This window comes from Arthrobacter sp. 01N442 (assembly GCF_056399345.1).
In genome coordinates this window covers 28,696-54,474 of record NZ_JBFTRD010000002.1, presented here as the reverse complement: position 1 = coordinate 54,474, position 25,779 = coordinate 28,696, and the positions used below count along the sequence as shown (strand labels likewise).

General features: G+C 68.2%; 17 protein-coding genes and 1 tRNA gene. 4 read left to right on the top strand and 14 right to left on the bottom strand.

Translation table 11 applies throughout. The features are described 5' to 3' along the window. Positions 1 to 132: 132 nt before the first annotated feature. On the top strand, positions 133 to 1,965 hold the full coding sequence (locus tag AC1DNC_RS02600) for a phosphoenolpyruvate carboxykinase (GTP) (protein WP_476861012.1): 1,833 nt from the start codon (positions 133 to 135) through the stop codon (positions 1,963 to 1,965). Between the two features lie 264 nt (positions 1,966 to 2,229). Beyond that, entirely contained in the window at positions 2,230 to 3,615 is a 1,386-nt protein-coding gene (locus AC1DNC_RS02595; RefSeq protein ID WP_476861011.1) for an FAD-binding oxidoreductase, read from the top strand. 72 nt (positions 3,616 to 3,687) lie between these two features. Here the strand turns inward: AC1DNC_RS02595 and AC1DNC_RS02590 are convergent, their stop codons facing one another. From AC1DNC_RS02590 to AC1DNC_RS02575, 4 genes are all read right to left on the bottom strand, one after another. Then, a complete protein-coding gene (locus tag AC1DNC_RS02590; RefSeq protein ID WP_476861010.1) occupies positions 3,688 to 4,848 on the bottom strand; it encodes a globin domain-containing protein in 1,161 nt (386 codons plus the stop codon). Between the two features lie 253 nt (positions 4,849 to 5,101). After that, the gene (locus tag AC1DNC_RS02585) at positions 5,102 to 5,563 is read right to left on the bottom strand and encodes an RrF2 family transcriptional regulator (RefSeq protein ID WP_476861009.1); all 462 of its coding nucleotides are present in this window, start codon (positions 5,561 to 5,563) and stop codon (positions 5,102 to 5,104) included. A gap of 14 nt (positions 5,564 to 5,577) precedes the next feature. Then, complete coding sequence (locus tag AC1DNC_RS02580; protein WP_430267512.1) at positions 5,578 to 6,087, bottom strand: hypothetical protein; 510 nt, start codon at positions 6,085 to 6,087, stop codon at positions 5,578 to 5,580. Positions 6,088 to 6,092: 5 nt separating this feature from the next. Then, positions 6,093 to 7,511 (bottom strand): phosphomannomutase/phosphoglucomutase, encoded by a 1,419-nt coding sequence (locus tag AC1DNC_RS02575; protein ID WP_476861008.1) that lies wholly within the window; start codon positions 7,509 to 7,511, stop codon positions 6,093 to 6,095. A 123-nt stretch (positions 7,512 to 7,634) separates the two neighbouring features. Here AC1DNC_RS02575 and AC1DNC_RS02570 point away from each other — a divergent pair, with 123 nt between their 5' ends. Continuing rightward, entirely contained in the window at positions 7,635 to 9,824 is a 2,190-nt protein-coding gene (locus tag AC1DNC_RS02570; protein ID WP_476861007.1) for a RecQ family ATP-dependent DNA helicase, read from the top strand. Between the two features lie 106 nt (positions 9,825 to 9,930). On the opposite strand, the gene AC1DNC_RS02565 is transcribed toward AC1DNC_RS02570, so the two are convergent. From AC1DNC_RS02565 to AC1DNC_RS02555, 3 genes are all read right to left on the bottom strand, one after another. Next, on the bottom strand, positions 9,931 to 11,607 hold the full coding sequence (locus AC1DNC_RS02565; protein WP_476861006.1) for a phytoene desaturase family protein: 1,677 nt from the start codon (positions 11,605 to 11,607) through the stop codon (positions 9,931 to 9,933). Between the two features lie 189 nt (positions 11,608 to 11,796). Next, positions 11,797 to 11,884: transfer RNA gene (locus AC1DNC_RS02560), tRNA-Ser, on the bottom strand. 180 nt (positions 11,885 to 12,064) lie between these two features. Next, positions 12,065 to 14,296 (bottom strand): prolyl oligopeptidase family serine peptidase, encoded by a 2,232-nt coding sequence (locus tag AC1DNC_RS02555; protein WP_476861005.1) that lies wholly within the window; start codon positions 14,294 to 14,296, stop codon positions 12,065 to 12,067. Between the two features lie 74 nt (positions 14,297 to 14,370). Between AC1DNC_RS02555 and AC1DNC_RS02550 the strand changes: the two genes are divergently transcribed. Then, positions 14,371 to 16,374, top strand: coding sequence for an FAD/NAD(P)-binding protein (locus AC1DNC_RS02550; protein WP_476861004.1), 2,004 nt, complete (start codon positions 14,371 to 14,373; stop codon positions 16,372 to 16,374). 4 nt (positions 16,375 to 16,378) lie between these two features. On the opposite strand, the gene AC1DNC_RS02545 is transcribed toward AC1DNC_RS02550, so the two are convergent. The 7 genes from AC1DNC_RS02545 to AC1DNC_RS02515 all read right to left on the bottom strand — a co-directional run bounded on the left by AC1DNC_RS02545 (position 16,379) and on the right by AC1DNC_RS02515 (position 25,722). Next, positions 16,379 to 16,606 (bottom strand): hypothetical protein, encoded by a 228-nt coding sequence (locus AC1DNC_RS02545; protein ID WP_476861003.1) that lies wholly within the window; start codon positions 16,604 to 16,606, stop codon positions 16,379 to 16,381. After that, positions 16,603 to 18,045, bottom strand: a complete 1,443-nt coding sequence (locus AC1DNC_RS02540; RefSeq protein WP_476861002.1) for a glycosyltransferase family 2 protein — start codon at positions 18,043 to 18,045, stop codon at positions 16,603 to 16,605. Before AC1DNC_RS02540 ends, AC1DNC_RS02545 begins: the two co-directional genes overlap by 4 nt. A 192-nt stretch (positions 18,046 to 18,237) precedes the next feature. After that, the gene (locus AC1DNC_RS02535; RefSeq protein WP_476861001.1) at positions 18,238 to 22,773 is read right to left on the bottom strand and encodes an ExeM/NucH family extracellular endonuclease; all 4,536 of its coding nucleotides are present in this window, start codon (positions 22,771 to 22,773) and stop codon (positions 18,238 to 18,240) included. Between the two features lie 362 nt (positions 22,774 to 23,135). Beyond that, the gene (locus AC1DNC_RS02530) at positions 23,136 to 23,933 is read right to left on the bottom strand and encodes a VOC family protein (protein ID WP_476861000.1); all 798 of its coding nucleotides are present in this window, start codon (positions 23,931 to 23,933) and stop codon (positions 23,136 to 23,138) included. 188 nt (positions 23,934 to 24,121) lie between these two features. Next, a complete protein-coding gene (locus tag AC1DNC_RS02525) occupies positions 24,122 to 24,523 on the bottom strand; it encodes a VOC family protein (protein ID WP_476860999.1) in 402 nt (133 codons plus the stop codon). Between the two features lie 10 nt (positions 24,524 to 24,533). Further along, the gene (locus tag AC1DNC_RS02520; protein ID WP_476860998.1) at positions 24,534 to 24,971 is read right to left on the bottom strand and encodes a helix-turn-helix transcriptional regulator; all 438 of its coding nucleotides are present in this window, start codon (positions 24,969 to 24,971) and stop codon (positions 24,534 to 24,536) included. Positions 24,972 to 25,029: 58 nt separating this feature from the next. Beyond that, entirely contained in the window at positions 25,030 to 25,722 is a 693-nt protein-coding gene (locus tag AC1DNC_RS02515) for a TetR/AcrR family transcriptional regulator C-terminal domain-containing protein (RefSeq protein WP_476860997.1), read from the bottom strand. Between the last annotated feature and the right edge of the window lie 57 nt (positions 25,723 to 25,779).

Below are 25,779 nucleotides of genomic sequence, written 5' to 3'. Positions count from 1 at the left end.
GTTACTAAACCTTGATTTTCCGGGGTTTTTCGATCGCCGGCCCGCCGTCAACCCGTATTTAGTCCTGAATCTGCGTGGTCCTCGAGACCTAGCATTTAGACCACACCACTGAACCCGAAGAAGGGAACCGTAATGGGCGATCTGGCGAACCTGCCGCTGCTTGAGAAAGCACCCACCACACATGCCGGCCTGCTGGCATGGGTTGAAGAGGTTGCGGAACTGACCCAGCCGGACCAGATTCACTGGGTGGATGGCTCGGAAGAGGAGAACACCCGGCTCACGGACGAGCTCGTGGCGGCCGGAACCCTGACCCGGCTGAACGAGAAGCTGTTCCCGAACTCCTTCGCGGCATTCTCCGATCCCGCCGACGTCGCCCGCGTCGAAGAACAGACCTTCATCTGCTCCGAGAACGAGCGGGATGCGGGCTTCACCAATAACTGGATGGCGCCGGCCGAGATGAAGGAAAAGCTGCGCGGCCTGTTCAACGGCTCGATGCGCGGCCGCACCATGTACGTCATCCCCTTCGTCATGGGCCACCTGGACGCCGAGGACCCGAAGTTCGGCGTCGAAATCACGGACAGCGCCTACGTTGTCGCCTCCATGCGCATCATGGCCACGATCGGCACCGAAGTCCTGGACAAGATCACCGCCACCAACGCTTTCTTCGTTCCCGCACTGCACTCCCTGGGCGCCCCGCTGGCCCCGGGCCAGGCTGACGTTGCCTGGCCCTGCAACCCGGACAAGTGGATCGTGCACTTCCCGGAGGAGCGCTCCATCTGGTCCTTCGGCTCCGGCTACGGCGGCAACGCCCTCCTCGGCAAGAAGTGCTACGCCCTGCGCATCGCCTCGGTCATGGCCCGCGACGAGGGCTGGCTGGCCGAGCACATGCTCATCCTCAAGCTGACCTCGCCGGAGAAGAAGAACTACTACGTCTCCGCGGCGTTCCCTTCCGCCTGCGGCAAGACCAACCTCGCCCTGCTCGACCCGACCATCGAGGGCTGGGAAGTCGAGACCCTCGGCGACGACATCACCTGGATGCGGATCGGCAAGGAAGGCGAACTGCGCGCCACCAACCCGGAGGCCGGCCTGTTCGGTGTCGCCCCGGGCACCGGCTGGGGCACCAACCCCAACGCCATGCGCGCCATCGCCAAGGGCCACAGCATCTTCACCAACGTCGCCCTTACTGACGACGGCGGCGTGTGGTGGGAAGGCATGACCGACGAGGTCCCGGCGCACCTGATCGACTGGCAGGGCAACGACTGGACCCCGGCGTCGGACAAGCCGGCCGCGCACCCGAACTCCCGCTTCTGCACCCCGATCTCGCAGGTCGACATGCTGGCCGAGGAGTACTACAGCCCCGAAGGCGTCGAGGTTTCCGCGATCCTCTTCGGCGGCCGGCGCAAGACCACGGTTCCGCTGGTGACCCAGGCCCGCAGCTGGACCAACGGCATCTTCATGGGTTCCACGCTCTCCTCGGAAACGACCGCTGCTGCCGCGGGCCAGGTCGGCGTGCTCCGCCGCGACCCGATGGCCATGCTTCCGTTCATCGGCTACGACGCCGGCGACTACCTGAAGCACTGGATCAGCGTCTCGGGCAAGGCCAACCCGGAGCGGCTGCCGCACATCTTCCTGGTCAACTGGTTCCGCCGCACGGCCGACGGTGACTTCGCCTGGCCCGGCTTCGGCGACAACGCCCGCGTCCTCAAGTGGGCCATCGAGCGCATTGAAGGCAAGGCTGACGCCGTCGAGACGCCCATCGGCTTCGTCCCGACCGGGCACTCGCTGGACATTAGCGGCCTGGACCTGACCCACGCCCACGTGGAGGACGCCGTCCGCGTTGACCGCGAGGAATGGGACGCCGAGCTGGCCTCCATCGAGGAGTGGTACGCGAAGTTCGGCGATTCGCTGCCGGACGCGCTGCGCTCCGAGCTCGATTCGCTCAAGGAACGGATGTCCGCGCACTAGCGGCTGTTGATGCAACGACGGCGGCCCCGCACCTTCGATAAGGTGCGGGGCCGCCGTCGTATTCTCATCGATTGTTCTCCTCGCTTGGCAGGGAGACGGCGACTGCCGGGACTTAGGCCCCTAGCCCGCGGTGCGGAGGGGCCCATAGGCTCGTCGCATTCATCAGCCGGGCACGCCGCTGGAACTCGGGGATGCGGGGACATTCCGGGCGCACGCTGACGTGCCCTCCGCCTGCCGCTGCGGGCGAGATCCCAGGAGCACACCATGCTTGTCACTGACGATATCCTGGCCCTGTCCGATGTTGTCCGCGGCCCGGTCGCTTTGCCGGACAGTCCCGAATTCGCGGCCGAGACCTTCGCCTTCAACGCCGCTACCGTCCACCGGCCCGACGTCGTCCTCGGCGCCAGCACCGCCCAGGATGTAGCGGCGGGGGTCAAATGGGCGGCAGAACGCCGGCTCCCGGTAGCGGTCCAGTCCACCGGACACGGCGCCGACTCGGTGGTCGAGGGTGGTCTGCTGATTAACACCAGGCGGCTGCAGGGGCTGCACATCGATCCGGTGGAACGCACCGCGAGGGTGGGGGCCGGGGTGAAATGGCGCAGCGTCCTGGAAGCCAGTGTTCCGCTCGGGCTGGTCGGACTGCACGGCTCAAGCACCGATGTTGGCGTGGTGGGATACACCGTCGGCGGCGGTCTGCCGGTACTGGGACGGGCCCACGGCTTCGCGGCGGACCACGTCCGCAGCATGGAGGTGGTCACTGCGGACGGTGCGCTGCGCCGCATCGATGCCGAGGCGGAGGCCGAGCTGTTCGCGTTGATGCTCGGCGGCAAGTGCAACTTCGGCATAGTCACCGAACTCGAGTTCAGCCTCTTTCCGCTGGGCGAGTTCTACGGCGGCGGCATCATCTACCCGGGTGCCGATGCGGCCCTTATTCTGGCCGCGTTCCGTGACTGGCTGGCCACGCTGCCGGACGACGCCTCGCCCTCGATCTCGCTGTTGCGGCTTCCGGATATGGAGTTTGTCCCCGGCCCATTGCGGGGCCAGTTTGTGGTGCACCTCCGCTTCGCCCTGTTGGGGAATCGGGAGGTCGGCGACGCGCTGCTTGCCCCCATGCGCGCAATTTCGACCCCGTTGATGGACACGGCCGGGCCCATGGACTACCTCGACGTCGACCAGATCCACATGGACCCGGCGGATCCGCTCCCCTACACGGCCGGCGGAGCCTTGCTGAAGGACCTCGGCGAGGAGACCCTGGCGGAGCTGTTGCAACACACCGGGGAAGGCTCGGACTGTCCGCTGCTCCTGGTCGAAATCCGGCCCCTGGGTGGAGCCCTGGCCCGCGAAGGGGCAGTGCCGAACGCCGTGTCGGGGCGGGACGCGGCATTCCTGCTCTTCCTGCTCGGCTTCAAGATGCCGCCGGTCGCCGAGGCTGTCACGGCGTCCATCCGCTCGACCCTGGCCGCGATGGCTCCGCACTCCACCGGATTTACCCTGGTCAACTTCCACGGCGAACCGGGCGATGAGGCGGACCGGGCCCGGGCGTGGGCGCCCCCAGTTTACGAACGGATGAGGGCCGCGAAGTCCAGCTACGACCCGGGTAATCTCCTGCGGTTCGGCCACACGATCACCGGTGTGCCATCCCTGGGGTGAGATGCATTCGAGTGCTCCGTAACCGCCCTTTTGGCCCGTCATAAGGGCGGTTACGGAGCAATCGATGTGTTCCTAGTTGGCGAGCCAGATGTCCGGGCCGAAGACTTCGTAGTGGATCTTGGTGGCGGGGATGCCGGCGTTGATGGCCTCGTTGCGGATGTTCTTCATGAACGGCAGCGGGCCGCACAGGTACAGCGATGCATTTGCCGGCAGGTCCACGTCGCGCAGCGACATGAACCCCTCTTTCGCGCCCGCCTCCGGCCGCTCTAGCCAGAGCTGCAGGTCCGCCGCTTCGAGACGCTCGACGTCGTCGGTCATCTGGGAGCGCAGCGCCCAGCCGTCCAGGGTGCTTTCCGCGTGCAGGACCAGGACCTGGCGGTCCGAGCCCTCCTCCGCGAGGGAGCGCAGGATCGAGGCCGACGGCGTGCAGCCGATACCTGCCGAGGCCAGGACCACGGGGCCCTCGCTCTCCTTGAGCGTGATTTCGCCATACGGGTTGGAGATCTCGAGGATGTCGCCGACCTTGACGTGGTTGTGCAGCACGGGGGAGACCTCGCCGCCGTCGTCGAGCTTGGTGGTGAAGCTGCGGCTGGTGCCGGCGTCGCCGGAGAGCGAGTACTGGCGGACCTGGCGGAGACCCTCCGGCAGGGTCACCTTGACGCTGACGTACTGGCCGGGCAGAGCCGGGGTGATGGGGGTATCGTCGGCCGGTTCCAGCGTGAACGTCATGGAGCCGGTGCCGGCAGGGGTCTTGGCCGCAACCCGCCACGGGGTCCACATCTTGCCGTTGGCCTGCGCCGAGTAGAGGCCTTTTTCGAGCTTGATCAGGGCGTCGGCCATGAGCCAGTAAACCTCGGTCCAGGCCTCGGCGATTTCGGGGGTGATGACCTCGGCCAGGTCCTCGGCGATGGCGGCGAAGAGGTGCTCGTAGACCACCTGGTACTGCGGTTCGGTGATGCCGAGGGAAGCGTGGCGGTGCGCAATGCGCGACAACACGGTCTCCGGGAGGGTGCCCGGGTTGCTGACCAGGTGGCTGGCGAAAGCGGCGATGCTCCCGGCCAGGGCCTGCTGCTGGTTGCCGGAGCGCTGGTTGGAGCGGCTGAACAACCCGTCCAGCAGTTCGGGGTGCGCGCCGAAGAGCCGGGCGTAAAACTTGGGGGTGATATCGCCGATCCGGGAACCGACCAGCGGCAGGGTGGCCTCGATGACGGGGAAGGACTTGTCCGAGAGCATGCTGACTCCTGAGATAGTGGCCCGGCGTCTTCAACCGGACCGTTGCCAAATACTCGCATTTGAAATACAAGTATTTATGCCTTAGTTCTACACGTCGTAGAAAATGGTTGCAAATCGGATGAAGCCGGGGCGGGTGGCATGCGGCGTGAGGGTGTGCGGGCGGGGGTGTGCGCCGGGGTGCGCGCCGCTTGGCGGCGGGCTGCCGGCGCTCTATCTGTGCTCTGCCGCGCGGTGCCGGCGCTCTACTCGCGTTCTACAGGCGTTCTGCCAGACCCGGGCGCAGGCCGATTGCCGCGAAAACAGGATTCATTTGCCGCGAAGTGGGCAGCGAAGCGACGACGATGTCGTCAAGCTCACGGTAAAACGCTTCCCGCGCGCGGCCCAGGGCGCTCCGGAGCCGGCACTCGTTGATAAGCGGGCAGGCGCCCCCTGCGGCCACACAGTCGGCCGGATCGGTCCGCGTGTCCAGCGCACGGAGCAGTTGACCCACGGTGGCGTCGCGGCCTGCCGGACTGAGCCGGGACCCGCCGTTGCGGCCGCGCTCGACGTCGATCAGGCCGAGTTCGCGGAGCTTGGCCATCGCCTTGCTGACGTGGTTATAGGGCGTACCCACGGCGTCGGCGATGCTCTGGGTGGTGAGCAGCTCGCCGTCGGCCGCGGCTGCGAGCACCATCATGGCGCGCAGGCTCACGTCCGCGAAGGCGTTGATCTTCATGGCACCGGCTTGGTCTAGTCCACCCAGACGGTGGGTTCGTTGGTGTCGGCGGACAGTTCGCCAAACTCCAGCTCGTTCGTCGCGGGGTTCGCGCCGTAGGGCAGCACCGCCGCGAAGACGGAACCGTCCTGGTGCTCGGCAGCCACGTGGATCGCGTCCGAATCCTCTTCCAGCAGGGTGATGTCGCAGACGATCGCGGCGGCGCGGAACTCGTCCCGGTGCTGCCGGAGCAGTTCGGTGAGGTCGTTGATCATGCCGTCGGCATCGAAGTCGGCGTCGGCGTCCTCGGCCGCGTCCGCCGGGGTGACCGCGACGAGGCGCACCTCGCCGTCGTTCTCCACCACGAGGGCGAAGGGCAGGAAGCCGCCGTTGCGCTCCAGCTGTTCCTGGGCTGCCCCCACGCCGGTGCCGAGCAGGTTCTCGAGGTCGGTGGCGCTGGCGTCCGGCACCGAGCCGCGCCAGGAGTCCTCGGCCGGATCAGCCGGTTGCAGGACGGCGTCTTGGGTCTCCGGTGAATCGGTCACGGCGATCAGCCCCGGACCAGCGCCAGGACCCGGTCGCGGATGCGCTCCATGGTTTCCTGATCCGTGGCCTCGACGTTCAGGCGCAGGAACGGTTCGGTGTTGGACGGACGCAGATTGAACCAGTAGCTTCCGTCTGCCGCGATGAAGGTGCTGCCGTCGAGGTAGTCCACCTCAACGTCCTCGTTGTGGAAGTCCGCGCGGACACGTTCCACCGCGGCGGCCTTGTCCTCGATTTCCGAGTTGATCTCGCCGGAAGACCGGTAGGGCTCATATTCGCGGCCCAGCTCGGACAGCGGGCCGTCCTGCTCACCGAGAGCCGCCAGCACGTGCATGGCGGCCAGCATGCCGGTGTCCGCATTCCAGAAATCACGGAAGTAGAAGTGGGCGGAGTGCTCGCCGCCGAAGATCGCCCCCTCGGCCGCCATCACGGCCTTGATGAAGGAGTGTCCCACCCGGGTGCGGAAGGCCCGGCCGCCGTCGTTGACGACCAGTTCCGGCACCGCCCGGGAGGTCAGGAGGTTGTGGATGATCGTCGGAGTTTCCTCGCCGTTGGCCTTTGCGCGCGCGATCTCCCGGCGGGCCACCATGCCGGTGACGGCCGACGGCGAGACCGGCTCGCCCTTCTCATCGATCACGAAGCAGCGGTCGGCGTCGCCGTCGAATGCCAGGCCGATGTCCGCACCGTGCTCGACGACGGCGGCCTGGAGGTCGCGGAGGTTTTCCGGCTCGAGCGGGTTGGCCGGGTGGTTCGGGAAGGACCCATCGAGCTCGAAGTAGAGCGGGATGATCTCCAACGGCAGCTTGGGCAGCAAAGTGTCGCCCAGCACGGCGGGGGTGGTCATGCCGGCCATGCCGTTGCCGGCGTCCACCACGACCTTGAGCGGACGGGATCCGCTGAGGTCAACGAGGCTGCGCAGGTACTCGGAGTAGTCCTTCAGTACGTCGTGCACGCTGATCAGGCCGCGGGGGCCGTTCGCGGGGATGGTACCGGCGTTGAGGTATTCCTCGGCCAGGGCCTGGATCTCCTTCAAACCGGTTTCCGAGGAGATCGGCACGGCGCCGGCCTTGGCCATCTTGATGCCGTTGTATTCGGCCGGGTTGTGGCTCGCGGTGAACGTTGCTCCCGCCGCATTGAGGGCGCCGCAAGCGTAGTAGAGCTCGTCGGTGGAGATCAGGTCCAGCAGCTGGACGTTGGCCCCACGGGTTGCCGCGCCGTTGGCGAAGGCCCGGCTGAACTCGGGGGAGGAGGGGCGCATGTCGCCGCCGACCAGCACGGTCTGCCCGGCCAGGTCCAGGACGTCCACGAAGGCAGCCCCGACCGCTTCGACGATTTCCGCGGTGATGGATTCGCCCACAATTCCGCGCACGTCGTAGGCCTTGAAGGAAGCCGAAAGGTCAAAAGTCTTCGTCTGGTCGCTAGTCACGGCTCCTATCTTACGTGGAAGCAGCCGCGGACCGTCCGGGCTGGGCGCGTATGTGGATATCGCTTATCCACATACGACTCTGCCCGCTTCGTGGCTGTCGGAGGGGACTGGGATACTGAAGCAATGGCCAATAACCAGAATGCTGCAGTCCTTTCCGCCCCCGAGTCCCCCTCCGCCGGGGGGACCGGGACGCGTGAGCAGGCCCGGGCGGTTCTGCGCGAACTGGTGGGGAACCCTGAAGCCCAGTTCCACGACGGCCAGTTCGAGGCCATCGAGGCCCTCGTCGACGGCGGCCGTCGTGCCCTCGTCGTCCAGCGCACCGGCTGGGGCAAATCGGCCGTGTACTTCGTTGCGTCCCTGTTGCTGCGCCGCCGCGGTGCCGGACCCACCCTGATCGTGTCCCCGCTGCTCGCGCTGATGCGCGACCAGGTCGCCGCCGCAGCGCGGGCCGGGGTCCGTGCCGTAGCCATCAACTCGGCCAACCAACTCGACTGGGACACCGTCCGTGAACAGCTCGCGGCCGACGAAGTGGACGTGCTGCTCGTTTCCCCGGAACGGCTGACCAACCCGTCGTTCCGCGAGAACCAGCTCCCGGAGCTGGTCCGCAGGACCGGACTGTTGGTCATCGATGAGGCCCACTGCATTTCCGACTGGGGCCACGACTTCCGCCCCGACTACCGGCGGATCGCCGACCTGATCACCCAACTGCCGGACACCGTCCCGGTCCTGGCCACCACCGCCACCGCCAACTCCAGGGTGGTCCACGACATTGAGGAACAGCTCGGCGAGCGCGTGCTGACCATCCGCGGCGCCCTTGGCCGCGAGTCTCTGCGCCTGGGCGTGCTGCGCCTGCCCGACTCCCGGGAACGGCTGGGCTGGCTGCTCACGCACCTGCAGGACCTGCCCGGCAGCGGGATCATCTACACCCTCACCGTGTCCGCCGCGGAGGACACCGCCCGCCTGCTGGCCGAGGCCGGCCACGACGTGCTCGCCTACACCGGACGGACTGACCCCGCGGACCGGGAACGCGCGGAGCAGCTGCTGAAGGACAACCAGGTCAAAGCCTTGGTCGCCACCTCCGCCCTCGGTATGGGCTTCGACAAGCCGGACCTCGGCTTCGTGGTGCACCTCGGCGCGCCGTCGTCGCCGGTGGCCTACTACCAACAGGTTGGCCGTGCCGGCCGTGGCGCTGCCAACGCCGATGTGCTGCTCCTGCCCGGATCCGAAGACCGGGATATCTGGCAGTACTTCGCCACCGCCTCGATGCCCTCGGAAGAAAAGGCCTCCGCTGTCCTGTCGGCCCTCGCCGAGGCCGGCACAGCCGTGTCCACCGTGGCGCTCGAGGCCCGGGTGGACCTGCGCCGGACGCCGCTGGAACTGCTGCTGAAGGTGCTGGCCGTGGATGGTGCGGTTGAGCGCGTGGGTGGAGGGTGGCGCTCCACCGGCCAGCCGTGGACCTACGACGCCGAACGGTACCGCCGGATCGCCGAGGCCCGGGTCGACGAGCAGGACTCCATGGTGATCTACCAGGACACCGCGGGCTGCCGGATGGAGTACATCACCTCGGTGCTCGACGACGAGACCGCCAGGGCCTGCGGCCGCTGCGACAACTGCGCCGGGCAGTGGTTCCCGGCCGATATTGCCGCCGACGCCACCGAAGCGGCCGGCGCAACCCTGAGCCGGGCGGGCATGGTGCTGGAACCGCGGCTGCAGTGGCCCAGCGGCATGGACCGCCTCGGAGTAAATGTAAAGGGCAAGATCAAGCCGGAGGAAGGCCTGGCCAACGGCCGGGTGCTGGCGCGCCTGACGGACCTGGGCTGGGGCGGGGCGCTGCGGGAAACCTTCGCTGCGGGCGCCCCGGACCGGGCCGTCGATCCCGGAATGCTACGGGCCTGCGTGCAGGTCCTCCGCGAGTGGGGCAGCGGGGACGCGCGCACTCCGGGCTGGAGCGGCGCCGGCCGTCCGGCCGCGATCGTTAGCGTTCCCTCCCGCGGCAAACCGGCATTGGTCGATTCCCTGGCCCGCGGCATCTCCGAGATCGGCCGGATCCCGTACCTGGGCCAGTTGCAGCTCGCCCACGGCGGACCCACGGGCGGGCGTGGCGGAAACAGCGCCTACCGACTCGCCGGGGTATGGGACCGCTTGGTGGTGGGCCCCGAGCTTGCGGCCGCGCTGGAAGGCGTCCAGGGCCAGAGCGTCATGCTGGTGGACGACCTCGTGGACAGCCGCTGGACCGTCACCGTGGCCGGACGTGCCCTGCGGCTGGCAGGCGCCGGGGCCGTGCTGCCGCTGGTGCTCGGCCAGGCCGGCTGAGCGGCTTCCGGCTCGGTCCACGGGCTGTTAGGCCTAGGGATGCCCCGGCGGCTGCATTCAGCTGCCGGGTAATACCGATACTGCCCGGCATGCCGCCGGCAACGGCTCAGCCGCGGAGAGGTTCCTCGGATTCCAGCACGGCCATGGCAGCGTTGTGCCCGCCGATGGCGCTGACCGCGCCGCCGCGGCGGGCGCCGGAGCCGCAGAGCAGCAGCTGCGGATCGTCCGTGGCGACTCCCCAGCGCTGCGCCGGGGTGTCCAGCGGCGCGTCATCGTCCGCGAAGGGCCAGTCGAGGCCGCCGTGGAAGATGTTGCCGCGCGGCATCCCGACAGCGCGTTCGATATCCAGGGTCGTCTTGGTTTCGATGCACGGCCTGCCATCCGGTGCTGTCAGCAGCAGTTCCTCGATCGGCTCGGCCAGCACACTGTTGAGCGAGCGCAGCACCGCGGCCTGCAACTCGGCCCGCCGGGCCTCGTTGTTCTGCGCGGTGATCAGCCGGTCCGGGACGTGCAGGCCGAACACCGTCAGCGTCTGCGCCCCGGCTGCCTGCAGTTCAGCGGACAGGATGCTGGGATCGGTCAAGGAGTGGCAATAGATTTCGCACGGCAGCGGCTCCGGAATGTTCCCCTCCGCGGCGCTGAGGTAGGCCGCGTCCAGCTGGGACCAGGTCTCGTTGATGTGGAAGGTGCCCCCGAACGCCGCCTCCGGGCTGACGACGTCGTCGAGCAGCCGGGGCAGCCGCTTCAGCAGCAGGTTCACTTTCACCTGTGCGCCTTCGCGGAGATGGTTGGGATTCTGCGTGGCCGGCGCGGAACCGGCGTCGCTTGATGCGGTGGCGGTAGCATCCGGCGCGGCGTCAACTGGACCGTGACCGGCCGGCCCAGCGTTGCGCAAGCGGTCCAGCACCACGGGGGCCACGTTGGAGAGCACCCACGGGGCGGAGACGGTGTGCTGCACGCCGTCGTGCCGGTAGCTGACAACTCCGCCCGGGCGGACCGAGGAAACCTCGGCCGACGCCAGGATCGTTGTGCCGGCCTCCCGGGCGGCGCGTTCCAGCTCCCCGGACACCGCGCCCATGCCGCCGACGGGCACGTCCCAGTCGCCGGTCCCGCCGCCGATCAGGTGGTAGAGGAAACAGATGTTCTGCTGAAGGTCGGCGTCGTCGGCGCGGGCAAAGGTGCCGATCAGCGCATCGGTCAGCACCACGCCGCGGACCAGATCGTGGCCGAGCGCCTCGGCGATGGCATGCCCGACCGGCCGCTCGATCATGGCTTCCCAGGCCTCGGCGGCGCCGGCCCGGACGGCTAGCTGCCGCGCCGCCGACCGGCTGGGCAGCGGGGAGGTCATGGTCGGCCAGAGGGCCCGGGTGAGCTTCCCGCAGCTGGCGTAAAACTCGTTGAAGGCACGGAACTCGTCGTCTGACGCGCCGATCGCCGTGAACGAGGCAGCGGTGGACGCCGCGTCCTCGTTGTCGATCAGCAGGGCCCGGCCGGGATCAGCCGGGTCCGGGGTGTACGAGGAGTACCGTCGCCGCGCCAGCGTGATCCGCAGGCCGAGGTCGTCGATGATCTGCTGCGGCAGCAGGCTTACGAGGTAGGAATAGCGCGAAAGCCGGGCCTCGACGCCGTCGAACGCCTGCGCTGACACCGCGGCGCCGCCTGGCTGCTCGAGCTTTTCGAGCAGCAGCACCTTCCGGCCGGCCCTGGACAGGTACGCTGCCGCAGCCAGCCCGTTGTGGCCGCCGCCTACGATGATCGCGTCAAACGCGTGATTGGTCGACATGCGCCTATCCTGCCATCCGAACGCCGGACGGACGTGAGGGAGCGTCGGGGAAGTTTGGGCCGGACGTGAGGGAGCGTCGGGCAAGTTTGGGCCGGACGTGAGGGAGCGTCGGGGAAGTTTGGGCCGGAGGTGAGGGAGCGTTGGGTGCCGGGAACGCAAAAGGCCCCGGTCCAGGACCGGGGCCAAACGCGGAGACGGGGGGATTTGAACCCCCGGTGGAGTTGTGCCCCACACTTCATTAGCAGTGAAGCCCATTCGGCCGCTCTGGCACGTCTCCAATTGCTATTACTAGCCAACCAAGGATACGCAGAAGGGGCCATGCAGTGCAAAACGGTCGGCGCGGGGTCTCTTACGGCCCATGCCCGCCGTCAGAGTGGCCCGCCAATCCGCAGTTGCGGCCCAACGCTGCGTGCCCGCGCGCCTCGCCCGGTATCGCCCCCGGCACCGCGTCCGGAGCTCAGGCTGCCCGGCCCGCCAGCGCTCGCCAGAGGAAGTGCTGGCTGCGGCTCTGCAGCGCAGCGGCCTGGCGGTTGTCCGAGGCCCCCGCGTGACCGCCCTCCAGGGCCTCGTGGAACCAGACGTTGGGGATGCCCATCGCCTGCATCCGGGCGGCCATCTTGCGGGCCTGCACGGGACCCACCCGGTCATCCGAGGTGGCGGTCCAGATGAAGGTCTCGGGGTACTCCACCCCGTCGCGGAGCAGGTGGTAGGGCGAGAAGGTCCGGATGAACTCCCACTGCTCGGGCACGTCCGGGTCGCCGTATTCGGCAATCCAGGAGTAGCCGGCGGAGAGTTTGCTGTACCGGCGCATGTCTAGGAGCGGCACTCCGCAGGAGACCGCGCCGAACAGTTCCGGGTACTGGGTGAGCATGTTGCCCACCAGCAGGCCGCCGTTGGAGCCGCCCACGCAACCCAGCCGCTGCCGGGACGTCACGCCGCGGGAAATCAGGTCCTGCGCCACGGCAGCGAAGTCCTCGTAGGCGCGGTGCCGCTTGTCCTGCAGCGCGGCCCGGTGCCACGACGGCCCGTACTCGCCGCCGCCGCGGATGTTCGCCACCACGTAGACCCCGCCGCGGCTGTGCGGTGCCGCGCCGTCGGCGCCCGCGGACTCTTCGGTGCGCCGTTCCAGCCAGGCCCGGCCGACGGCTCCGCTGTAGGCAGGGGTACGGGAAATCTCGAATCCGCCGTAGCCGGAGAGCTGGGTGGGGTTCTGTCCATCCAGCACCAGGTCCTTGGCCGCGATCTGGAAGTACGGCACTCGGGTGCCGTCCTTCGACACGGCAAAGTGCTGCTGGACCTCGTAGGCGGCCTCGTCGAAGAACGACGGCGCGGTGCGGACTACCTCGTGGGTGCTGACGACGCCGTCCACGCCGGCGCGCGTGAGGGTGCCCCGGGTCAGCGTGCTCGGCGTCGCGAACCCGGTGGCGACCAGCCAGAAGTCGTTCCCGGCGGAGTTGTCGCCGTCGCCGGCGTCGTCCTCGTCGTCGACGCTGAAGGCGTTGACGTCGTGCAGCGGCGGGCAGGCGTCAAGCACGCTCGAGGCCCAGGCGACGTCCGTGCCGGGCCGCTGCGGATCGAGCACCCGGATTTCGGAGGAGACGTCGCGGAGTAGGTTCAGGAGCAGGAAGTCCCGGGTCCAGCTCCAGGACTGCAGGGAGGTGTGCTCATCCGGGGTGAACAGCACGGACAGTTCCCGGCTGCCGGCCAGGAAGTCCTCGAAGTTCGCCGCCAGCAGGGACCCGGCCGGGTAGCTCGTTCCGTCCACGTCCCACTCGTCCTGCGGACGGAAGAGCAGCCATTCCCGGTGCGAGCTCAGGTTCACGTCGGCGGGCACGTCGATGTCCACCCAGTCGCCGTCGCGCAGCACGGAGGTGCGCTTTTCGAAGAAGCTGATCCAGTCCACGGCGAAGGTGCGCTCGAAGCCGGGGGTGGAGTCGTGCGCCAGCAGTGCCATCATGTGGTCCTCCGGGATTTCGAAGAGCCGTTCGGCCGAAGCCAGGGACTCGCCGCGCCGCAGCACCACGCCGGTCCTGGCGTAGGAGGAGCTGGTCCGCGGCAGTCCCTCGGCGGTGCTGGCGACCAGCAGCGTGTCCGCGTCCAGCCAGGAGGCGTTGCCCTTGGCGGTGGGGAGGTCAAAGCCGCCCTCGGCCGGGTCGACAAAGCTACGGGTCTCGACGTCGAACTCGCGGTAGCGGTTGGCGTCGCCGCCGTCGGGGGAGAGCGCCAGCAGGGCCAGCCGGTGCGGCTGCCCGGCCGCCGGGCGCAGGAAACTGGCGCCGTGGAAGACCCATTCCTGCCCTTCGGCCGCGGCCAGGGCGTCGACGTCGAGCAGGACCTCCCAGGCCGGGGAGCCCGCCCGGTAGCTCTCCCAGTCCGTGCGGCGCCACAGGCCCTTGGGGTTCTCGCGATCCTTCCAGAAGTTGTAGTACCACTGGCCGTGCTTGCCCACCATGGCGATCCGGTCGGTGGAGTCCAGCACTTCCAGGATCCGGCCCTCGAGCTCGGCGTATTCGGCGTCCTCCAGCAGTTCCTCGGTGCGGGCATTTTGTTCCCGGACCCAGGCCAGCTGTTCCTCGCCGTAGATTTCCTCCAGCCAGATGTTCTCGTCGACGGGTTCCGGGGCCGTGCCGGAAATCGCTCCGGAGGTCTGGCCGGACGCGGTGGGGTACTCAGCTGAAGAGGTGGTCATGGGCCCATCCAAGCAACACGGACGCAGGGCAGGCAAGTCAAGACGGCGGCCCGGATGCGGATACGCTGGATGCCGTGGGTAAATCGCAGAGCATCCGGACGGCACTGATTGGCGCCGGTCCCCGGGGCACCAGCGTGCTGGAGCGGCTGCTCGCCAATTGGGCTCCTTCAACGCCCGACGCCGGCCTGCACATCGACGTAATTGACCCCTACCCTGCGGGCCCGGGCCACGTCTGGCAGCCCGGGCAGTCCCGGCTCTACCTGATGAACACGCAGTCCTTTTATCCCACCGTGGTCCCCGAGGACCCGGAGCTGGCGAAGCCGCTGGCCGGGGGCACCTTTGACCAGTGGCGGGAACTGCAGCGGAAGGATCCGGACCCGGCGCACTCAGCCGAGGAACGCACCGAACTGTCCGGCTTGGGTTCCGCCGATTTCCCCAGCCGTGCGCTGTATGGCCGCTACCTGCGGTCCACGCTCGAGGAATTGCTGGCGAAGCTGCCCACCGGGGTCACCGTGGACTTCCACCAGACCACCGCGACGTCGGTCCGGCCGGCCGCCGGCTCCTCGAACACAGACTCCTTCAACACCGGTTCTTCGAACGCCGGGTTCGACGTCGCGCTCGCCGACGGTTCCCAGCTGACCGTCGGCTCCGTGGTGCTGGCACTCGGACACCTGGAGTCCCGGCTAAACCCGGAGCAGCGCGAACTCCAGGCGGCGGCGGATGAGCTGGGGCTGAAGTACCTGCCGCCGGCGGCCCCGGCGGACGTCGACTGGTCCGTGATCCCCGCCGTCCAGCCGGTGCTGGTGCGCGGCATGGGCCTGAATTTCTTCGACGTGATGGGCCAGCTGACCGAGGGCCGTGGCGGCAAATTCCTGCCCGCGCCCGACGGCGCAGGGCTGACGTACCTGCCCTCCGGCCGGGAACCGTCCATCATCGCCGCCTCGCGCCGCGGCACCCCATACCGGGCGAAGGCGACCCTGGCGGGCTACTACCCGGCGGCGGTGTCGCTGCGGTACTGCACCGAGGACGCGCTTTCGAAATTCGCCGCCGCCGGAATCCTGCCCGCGTTCGACCACGACCTCTGGCCGCTGCTGCACCGGGATGTCGTGTGGGCCTACTACTCGACCCTCGCGCGCACCCAGCCCGACGCCTTCGATGCCGACCCCGCCGGCTTCCTGGCCGCCCTCGAGGAGGCCCTGCAGCCGCATGCCCACTCCACCGTGAAGTGGGACGACGCCGCCGGGGAGGTGATCGAGGCGTACGTCCGGGAGGCCCACCGGCTGGACCTGCTGGGTCTCGCCGCGCCGCTCGCCGGCCGGAGCTTCGCATCCCGGACGGAACTGGACGCCGCCGTCGTCGACTATCTGCTCGATGACGCGAGGCGTTCCGCGCTCGGTGAGGATGACCCGGTCAAGATGGCAATTGGCGCACTGCACCACGGCCGGGCAGTGCTGAAGACGGCCGTGGCCGACGGCGGCATCACCGACGAGTCGTGGGTGGCCGGGCTGCGCGGCTGGTTCGAGTCCTTCGTGGAAGGGCTCGCGAGCGGCCCGCCGGCGTTGCGTGCCGAGCAGCTCGCAGCCCTGGCGCGCGCCGGGGTGGTCAGCTTTGTCGGCCCCGACCCCAAGTTCGGCGTCGACCGCAAGACCAAAGTGTTCACGGCTGCCTCGCCGTGGGTGGCCGGCCTCGCCGGCGACGGCGCGGAAGGCGGGGACAACGTCCAGGCCGCGGTGCTGATTGAAGCCTTGGCCCCGGCCAACCGGGTTGCCATCAATGCGTCGCCGCTGCTGGAGCAGCTGCTCGCCGACGGCCTGGTCCGCCCGCGCCTGATGATGAGTGTGGAGGGAATGCCGGTGCAGAGTTCCGGGCTGGAAGTTGTCCCGCACCCTTACCGGCCTGTCGGTGCGAACGGCTCGGTCACGGAAGGGCTCTACGTGCTGGGCCTGCAGCTCTCCGCCGCGCAGTGGGGCACGGCCATCGCGGCCGAAGCACGGCAGCAGCACGGGCCTCACTACCGCAGCGGCCAGCGCACGCTGCGTGACGCCGATGAGATCGCCCGGGGCATCCTCGGCCGGTAGCGCCCTAGTTCCCGGCGTCGGGGTGGATGCTGCGGGTTTCGGAGCGTTCGTTCCGGGTACGCACCCAGTCGGACGGGTGGACCTTGGGCAGGATCTTCGCCAGCGCCAGGGCGGCGTACATGACGGTGTTGATCGCCACGAAGGTGGCGAGCACGGCGAACCACTGCGAATGCAGCAGCGATTCGGGGAACAGGAGTCCCGCGGGTACGACGACGGTGGCCGGGATGCTCATGGACGTTCCGCCCCCGTGGTCTCGAGCGGCCGGGTGTGCGGGACGTGTTTCCAGCTGGCCGTCCGGCCCAGCGAGATGTCCGCCACGCCCTTCAGGTAGACGACGTTGAGGAACATGTCGAAGAACAGTTCCGGGAACAGCGTGACGGCCAGGAACCGGGCCCGCCAGCCGCCCTTCCAGACCGTGGCGACGCGTTCGACCATGAACAGGGCGCCGAGTCCCAGCCAGAACGGGAACCAGATCCAGGTGTCCAGTGAGAAGACCATGAGGAAGATCAGCAGCAGGTAGGAGCCCAGCGCGATCACGCCGTAGCCGATGCCGAGTTGCTGGGCCCAGTAGCGCAGGGTCTGCGGCGTGATGCCGTACGCGCCGATGTTCTCCAGCGCTCCGCGCTGCCAGCGGAGCCGCTGCGCCCAGAGGGTGGCCCAACTGGGCATCAGCTCGGTCACGACCGTGCACTGTTCGGGCGAGATCATGAGCCCGCCGAGGGACTTCAGGGCGATGGTGAGTTCGTTGTCCTCGGTCAGCGCGGCGGTGTCATAGACGTCCCCGGGGGTGCCGGGGATCGAGGATCCGCGGCTGGCGGCCACGGTGCGCAGGCCCCGCGCGCGGAACATCGAGGCGGTTCCCGTCAGCACGAAGACCCGGCCGCGCCGGCGCCCGATCTCGCGGCTGTAGCGCAGGTACTCGTTGCGCTGGAACTGGCCGATCAGGCCGTGCCCCTCCTCGCCGTAGAACAGTCCGCCGACGGCCATCAGCGCCCGGTCGTAGGTGAAGCGGTCCACCGCGGCGGCGAGGAACCCGTCGTCGAGCCGGGTGTCGGCGTCCATGACCATCACGACGTCGTTGTCGCCGAGGCCGGGCAGCAGCTGCTTCAGCACCTGGTTCAGGGCGCCGGCCTTCTTCTGCGTGTTGTTGACGGATTCGATCACTTCGACGCCGGCCTCCCGGGCCAGTGGGACGGTGTCGTCGCTGCAGTTGTCCGCCACGACGATGACGCGGTCCGGGCGCCGGGACTGGGCCAGCAGGGAGGCGATGGTCAGCGGCAGCGAGGCTTCCTCGTTGTGCGCCGGGATGAGCACGGTGACCCTGACCGGGCCGGCAAACTCGCCGCGCGTCGCTGCCATCACCACGCGGGGCGCGAGCGGGCCGGTGAGCGGGTCCGCGGAGCGGCGCGAGCGGTTTGCGATTCGCCGGTCTACGGCGGCGACGCCGGCGGCCAGGAGCAGCGCCAGCGCGATGGCTGCCAGCAGCACGCGGGGGGCCGGTGCATCGGTGTTGTAGAGGATGCTCCAGAAACCGAAGAAGAGGCCCTGGGAGGGGGATTCGCTCAGCGCCGGTCCGCCGGCGGCGACGGCGAACCAGAGGAGCGCGGCTGCGCCGCTGGCCGTCAGGGCAATAAAAATGCCGACAGCCCGGTTAAATCTCCCTTTACGCATGCCGCATATGGTATCAGCGCATCAGGGGCAACATCTGTCACAGCAGCCCCGCCCGGGCTATGTGACGGCGGGCGCTTGTGGGACCAAAAAAATGAGCATGCTCCCTCCCGGGGCCAGGCGGTGGACACTTGCATAAAATGTCCACCGCTCCGGCCGCGGGAGGGGCATGCTCACTCCTGCGGGGCTACGGAACTAGCCGTGCAGGCACTTCCGGTAGGCCGCCATGGCGGTGCCGTAGTTTGCCTGGCCCACGACGTCAGCGGGCCGCTTCGGCTTGACCGGCGGAGTGCACTTCGGCGGGACCGGGACGCTGGCCGCAACCAACACATCGGCCTTCACCACCGTGCCGGATTCGACCGCGGTGAGCGACAGGGTTCCCGTCCCTGCAGCGGCGCCGGCCGGCACCTTGACGTCCACCGTGGCCGCACCGGCGGTCACAGGGATGCTGCCGAGTGAGGTCACCTTGCCGGCGGCATCGGTGAACTCGGCCCGGAGCGCGGTGTTGGCCGGGCTGCCCAGCGAGGTGAGGTCCAGCTTGGAGACCGCCAGCGTGATGGAATCCCCGCTCTTGACCTCCGCTGCGGTGGTGTTCACCACGGCCACGGAACGGCGCGCGAAGTCCGGCGAGACCGGGTTGTGCGTCTGCAGGTACTTGATCCACGCGTCGCGGTCCACGAGCCCGGAGTCCTTGGTGCCGGTGCCGGACTTGAAGATCCGGAAATTGTCGCCACCGGTGGCCAGGAAGCTGAACGTGCCGATCCGGTACGACTTGGCCGGGTCGATCAGCGCACCATTGACCCGGATCGCGGTGATCCGGTCACCCGCGGCGCGGGCGGCGTCGTAGGTGTAGTTGACGTTCTGGGACAGGCCAAGCTGCTGGTAGGCGCGGCTGGGGACCGTGCCGTCCGGGTTGGTCTGCCACTGCTGCTCCAGCAGTGTCTTGAACTGCGCGCCCGTAAGGGTGGTGGTCCAGAGGTTGTTCACGAACGGCAGGACCGCATTGGCCTCGGCGTAGGTGATGGTGCCGTCCGGAGCGAAGTACAGCTCGTTGCGCAGGCCGCCCGGGTTGACGACGCCGATCTCCGCGGCGCCCAGTTCGGGCGCCTTGAGGGCGTCGACGAGGGAGTCCGCCACGAGGTTGCCCAGGGTGGACTCGCTGCCGCGGTCATCGCGCACGGCGGGGGAGCCGCCGAACGCCGTCGTGATGTCTGCGGTGACCTTGCCGACCGGCTGGTTGCCGATGACGGCCGCGTCGGCGACCGCCTTGTCAACGATGGCCTTGACCGCAGCTACCCGCGGATACGCGGCGACCAGGTCGGCCGCCGGATCCGTGGTGCGCTTGACGTTGGCCGCCTTGTAGCCGGTGACGGACATGGTCTTGGTGTCGACGGTGAGCTGGATCTGTCCGATGAACTCGCCGTAGTTGCCGGTCTGGACGATCGGCCGGGTCTTGCCCGTGGGCTGTCCGGCAGCATCCAGTACGGGTGCGTCCCAGGCGTACTGCTTGTGGGTGTGGCCGTTGAAGATCGCGGCAACATCCGGGGTGACTTTCTGGACCATCTTGGCGAAGGGGCCGCCGGCGGCGACTTCCTGATCCAGGGTGGCGCCTTCGGGAGCTCCGGAACCGGCGCCGTCGTGGTTCTCGACGATGATCAGATCGGCGAGCTTGTCCGCCTTGATCTTGGCGGCGACCCGGTTGATGGCATCGACGGGATCGCCGAATTCGAGGTCCGCGATCCCCGCCGGAGTGACCAGCGAGGGCACTTCCTGCGTGACGGTGCCGATCACAGCGACCTTGATGCCGTTCATGTCCAGCACGGTGTATTCGGGCAGAACCGGCTCGGTGGTGCCCTTCTTGTAGACGTTGGCGCCGAGGTACGGGAACTTGGCGTTGTTGCCGCCGGCGATGACGCGGTCGCGCAGATCGGCCCAGCCGCCGTCGAACTCGTGGTTGCCCACGGCCGAGGTGCGGAGGTCCAGGGCGTTCAGTACGTCGATGGTCGGCTGGTCCTTGGCCACGGCCGAGGCGAACAGCGAGGCGCCGATGTTGTCACCGGCAGAGAGGAAGGCGGTGGCGCCGGGCGCTGCGGCGGCCCGGAGCTTCTCGATGGTTCCGGCGAATTGGACGGTGTTGGAGTCGATGCGGCCGTGGAAATCGTTGATGCCCAGGAAGTTCAGGTCAACGCTGGCCGGGGTCGCGGGCAGGTCCAGTCCCACCACCACCGGATCGTGGTCGCTGGCGCGGAACTGGTTCGGGGCGTAGTAGTCGGTGACGTTGCTGTTGTAACGGCTGTATTCCAGCGCCACGGACTCCACCGAGTTGATGTTCCAGATGTCCGCACCGGTGACGACGGCGTTGGCCGCCGGCGAGGCGAGGATGTGGTCCAGCGAGCCCACGAGGCCGCCGAAGAGGTAGGAGTGCTTCGCGCTGCCGTCGGCGTTCTTGGCCTTTTCGTCCTGGTTGACGTACCCGGCCGCCGTGAGGACGTTGATCGGGTCCTCCTTGGCGTAGGAGTTGAAGTCGCCGATCAGGAAGACCTTGTTGGTGCCCTTGGACTTCTGGAGTTCGTCGGAGAAGGCCAGCAGGGACTTCACCTGGGCGGTGCGGGCGAGGTTGGAATTGCCCTGGCCCTTGTCCGTGTCGTCCGGCGTTGCGGCCGAGCCCTTGGACTTGAAGTGGTTGGCGATCGCGATGAACTTCTTGTCATCGGAGGCGCCGACGGGCTTGAAGACCTGGGCCATCGGCTTGCGGGCGCTGGCGAAGGCAACCGTGTCGTTGTGGATGATCGATTCGCCGACAGGTTCTGCTGCTGCCTTCTTGTAGATGAAGGCGGTGCGGATCATGTCCTCGTCGCTCAGCGGGGGTGCGTTCGCCGGAGTGCGGACGTAGTCCCAGATGCCGGGCGTGGCGACGTTCAGGGCATCAACCAGCTTGGCCAGGGCGTCGTCCCGGTTCTTGCCGAACTGGGCCGAGTTCTCGACCTCCATCAGGGTGACGACGTCGGCGCCGGACTTGGAGATGGCGGCGACAATCTTGTCCTGCTGGCGCTTGAAGTTTTCGGCGTTGGCCGCGCCGCGGACGTCACAGCCGCCGCTGACGGTGATGGGGTTGCCGGCCCGGTCGGTGTAGAACTTGCAGCCGGCGACCTGGTCGCCGGTGGTGGGGAAGTAGTTGAGCACGTTGAACGAGGCAAGCTTGAGGTTGCCGCCCACCGCGGCCGGGGTGTCCGCCCGGGTGGCGCCGAAGCTGGCCGGCTGGACCGTGTCCGCGTTGGCGGGCGTCAGCTGGGTCAGCGGCTGGAACTTCCACGAGCTGTTGGCGTAGCTGAGCACCACATTGGTCTTGAACGTCACCGGCGCGCCCACCCGGACGTGGTCCGCGGTGGTCAGGTACGGCAGGGGGAGCGCCTTGTTCGTGGCGTCCTTGAGGAAGTTGGTGCTGGCGCCGTCGTCGAGCTTGATGCCGCGCGCGGCGTTTGCCGCGACGGTGGCGGTGTATTCGGCAGAGCCGTACGGGGCGACGGCGGTGGGCTGCTCAAGCGGGGTGGTGCCGCCGGCCAGGCCGATTTCGCCGTACTGGTTCAGCGAGTAGTTGTCCGCGACCGTGACCGGTCCCTGCGGTGTCAGCAGCATGGCTTCCAGCGATTCGCGGAAGGCCTCGTCGGCCGGGAGGGCGAAGCCGGTGGCCTTGACCTCGGGGGCGGCCTCGGTCAGCTTCGTGACGCCCGCAGCGCCGGAGACGTTGAGCTGGGTCATGCCGTAGTACTCGGCAACGTCGCCGGTGACCTCGACGTAGTCGCCGATCTGCACCCCGGCGACGGCGGACGGCGCGTAGACGAAGATGGCGTCCGACGCCGTGTGGTTGGCCGGGGTCAGATCGCCGCCGGTGCCGGGAGTCTGGATGTAGAAGCCCGCGAAGCCGCCGGTCGGGAAGGCGGCAGTGACTTTGCCGCGGGTGGTGACCGAGGATCCGGCGAGCGGGCTGGCCGCGCCGGTGCCTTGGATCTCGGCGATGCTCTTGGCAACCGGGGGCGTGACCGGCCCCGGATCGACCGGGGTGGCTTCCCCGTTGGCCGCCTTGGGGGTGATGGCCGCGTTCAGGGTGAAGTCGGCGGCGTTGCTGTTGCTGTCCGTGCCGCCGCTGCGGTTCATGCTCTTGACGTCCGTGTTGCCCGACGGCGCCGTCGCCGCCTGGGTCTCGAACGTGTTGGAGGTGCCGTAGCCGAGCAGGTCGGCGACGTTCGCGGGTTCAATGACGGAACCGGTGCCCAGCGTGGTCAGGGCGGCGGGCTGCTTGGCCAGGATGATCGTTCCGCCGGCGCCCGCCGGGTTGAAGCCGGTGGCGGTGGCGTCCGCGGCGGGCAGGTCCAGCCCGACGGTCCCGTTGCTGCCGCCCTTGAGCAGGTAGAACCCCTTTGCCGGGACTGTCCCGGACAGGGGCACCGTGGTGCTGGGGGAGGCGGCTCCGGTGGCGGAGCGGTACTGGATGGACCAGCCGTCCAGCGCCACCGGGGCGTCCGAGGTGTTGTACAGCTCGACGAACTTGTTCTTGTACGCCGCTCCGGCGCTACCGCCGCTGAGGTAGGCCTCGTTAATAATGACTGGCGACGTTCCGGCCGCTGCCGGTGAGGCCTCCAGGGCGGCGGCGGGCGAGGCCGTCAGCGGGGCTGCGATGAGCCCGGCTGACAGTGCTGTGCCCAGCGCTGTTTTCCAAGGTGTGAATTTCATCCGCTCTAACTCTCATTAGGGTGCCCGGGTAAGGGCTGGGTGCGATGTCCGGGTTGATGGCCCGCGGACCGGCCGGTCTGCTCCTGGTCAAGCAGATTCCGGCACAGCAAAACAGGAGTGAATGAACGCAAGGTAGATTTCATGCGCATTCGGCGCGACGGCCCCCAGCGGAACGCCTCGCAGCCGTGGCGGAAGCCCAACAAGGTGGCCCCAGCGACGGTGTTGGTATGACTCTTTTGACGGCCCGGGGCTTAACCCCAGGCCTGGGCAGTCAAAAGAATACCGGCCAGTAGCCGCTTGGGATTCGGATGGCCGGTATTTCTTATCGCAGTTTTTCCAAAGGATTTATGAAGCCCGCGGGCTTAGGCGTTGGCGGTGTCCTTCCCGGAAGTCTCTGCAACGATCTTGAACATCGCGCCGGTCGGGTCGCTCAGCGTGGCGATTCGGCCGAACGGGGTGTCTTCGGGTGCCTGGACGACGGTGGCTCCAAGTGACGCGGCTTGGGCAGCGGTGGCGTCGGTGTCCTGGACGGCGAAGTAGACCTGCCAGTTGGCGGGCACGCCTGCGGGGAGGTATCTGGAGGCGTCCATGATCCCGGCTTTTGCCGTTTCCGCGGCACCCAGCGTGGTGTACCGGAAATCCGGGGTGTCGCTCATGACATCCGTGTCCCAACCGAATACGTCCTGGTAGAACTTCACGGCCGCGGCGTAGTCTTTAGTGTGAAGTTCGTGCCAGGCGGGGGCGCCCGGTTCGGCCACGAGTTGGAAGCCCTTCATCTCGCGCGGCTCCCAGACGCCGATCGAGGCGCCGCCCACGTCTGCGAACATCGCCATCTTGCCCTGCTCCGGCACTTCCATCGGTTCCATGTAGACCTGGCCGCCGTGTGCCTTCACGGCCTCCGCGGTCGCGGCGGCGTCGTCGGCGCGCAGATAGGTGCTCCACACATCCGGGAACCCGGCCTGCTCGGCTGTCTTCTGCATCATCCCCGCTACGGACTTACCGTTCCTCGAGGCGGTGATGTAGCCGCCGTAGGTCTCCTGGTCTCCGGCTTCGAAGGTCCAGCCGAAGAGTTCGCCGTAAAATTTCTTCGCCTTGTCCGTATCCGTGGTCATGAGGTCGATCCAGCACGGTGCGCCGGGAGTGATGTCAGGGCTCGGCATTGGTATCTCCTGCTCTGCGCGGCTCCGGTTGTTTCCCGGTGGCCGCGGCTTGCTGATGGGTGGGCCAGAGTCAAACATGGAGAGACTATTCCGCGGGTCCGACAGTTTCAATGGCTTGCGGGGAACCCGGCGCCGGCACCGATCCTCGGGCCGGGGTGCCCTGGCGCCTGCTTCGCCCGACGGTCGGCTCAGGCCTGGTTGAAGCGGACCATGTTGCCGGACGGGTCGCGGAAGGCGCAGTCCCGCGGCCCCCAGGGCTGGATGATGGGCTCTTGGAGAACTTCGGCGCCGGCGGCGCGGACGGCCTCGAAGGTTGCATCCAGGTCGTCCGTGCGGAAGACGATCACGGGCAGGACTCCCTTGGTGAGCAGCTGCTGGAGTGCGTCGCCGTCGTCCTGGGAGCGGCCGGCGTGCGGCGGCGAAAGCACGATTTCCAGGTCGGGCTGGGCGGCGCTGCCGAGGGTGACCCAGCGGTGGCCGTCCGAGCCGACGTCGTTGCGCACCTCCAGGCCGAGAACGTCGCGGTAGAAGGCGAGCGACTCGTCGAGGTCGTTGACGGTGATTTGTGCGTACTGGAGTGAAATGTTCATGAATCACACGCTACGACGGCGGGCGTTGGGGCGCTTCTTCAATCCTGCTCGGCTTCCTGGGCGGGCGGGTGTGCTGCCGGGCGACGCAGGATGGCATGGCCTTCACCGCGTGGTGCTCCCGGGCCCGGTAGGCGCTGGGGGTCATCCCGACGATCTCCCTGAACCGGGAACTGAAAGACCCCAGCGAGGTACAGCCGACTTCCATGCAGGCGTCGGTGACACCCGCGCCGGCCCGCAACAGCGCCATGGCACGCTCGATCCGGCGGGTCATCAGGTAGTTGTACGGTGTCTCGCCGTAGGCCGCCTTGAACTGGCGGGAAAAATGCGCGGGGGACATGAGGGCGCCGGCGGCCATCGTGGGCACGTCGAGCGGCCGGGCGTAATCGCGGTCAATCAGGTCCCGTGCCCGGCGCAGGTGGACCAGATTGGCCAGCTCCTGCGGTGTCATGCGGCCATTTTAGCGCTGGTCAGGATCCGTGCGGGGTGCCTCTGCCGGCCGGCCCCGATCAGGCCGTAGGCGACAGCCGGGTGGCGAGGCCTGACAACAGGATGGTGATGCCTTCGTCCAGTTCGGCCATTCCGTCGTAATCCGCGAGGACCGGTGCGAGCGCCCGGAGGCGGGGAAATTCCTTCGGGGGCAGCCGGTGCAGACCCAAGCGGAGCAGGACCTCGTTTTCCTCCGGGTCCACGATGAACTCCTGGAGCTCGTTGAGGATGTGGCCGTACAGGTAGCCGTAGTAGGCCCGGTAGACGTGCAGGGCGTCGGTCGGGGCGAAGCCGGCGTCGATCAGCAGCGCGAGAATTTGTTCGAGCGGCCGCAAGGTGCCCAGCGGGCGGAGGCCCAGGGGAGTGGACAAGGGGCGCGTGACGAGCAGCGGCACGACGTTCGGATGCTTGAGCGCGAGCTCGCGCAGGCAGTGCGCAATGCGCCGGAGCTGGGCCTGCCAGTCCGGGTCTTCCGGGACGATTTCCAGTTCGTCGAGGACCAGCTCCGAGACGCCGTCAAGGAGGGCCGCGCGGTTTTCGGCGTAGCGGTACAGGCTCATCGGGTCCCGGCCGAGTTCCTGCCCGAGCCGGCGCATGGTGAGCGCGTCGAGTCCTTCGGCATCCACCAGCGCCAGGGCTGCGGATAGCACGAGCTCACGGCTAAGGCGGGGTTTGGGAGTCGCGGAGGGGGACGGCTTTGCTGCGGGGGGCATAGGTTCTGATCCTGTCGGGCGGGCCCGGTGCCACAACGGAGCCGTCCTGGGTAATTG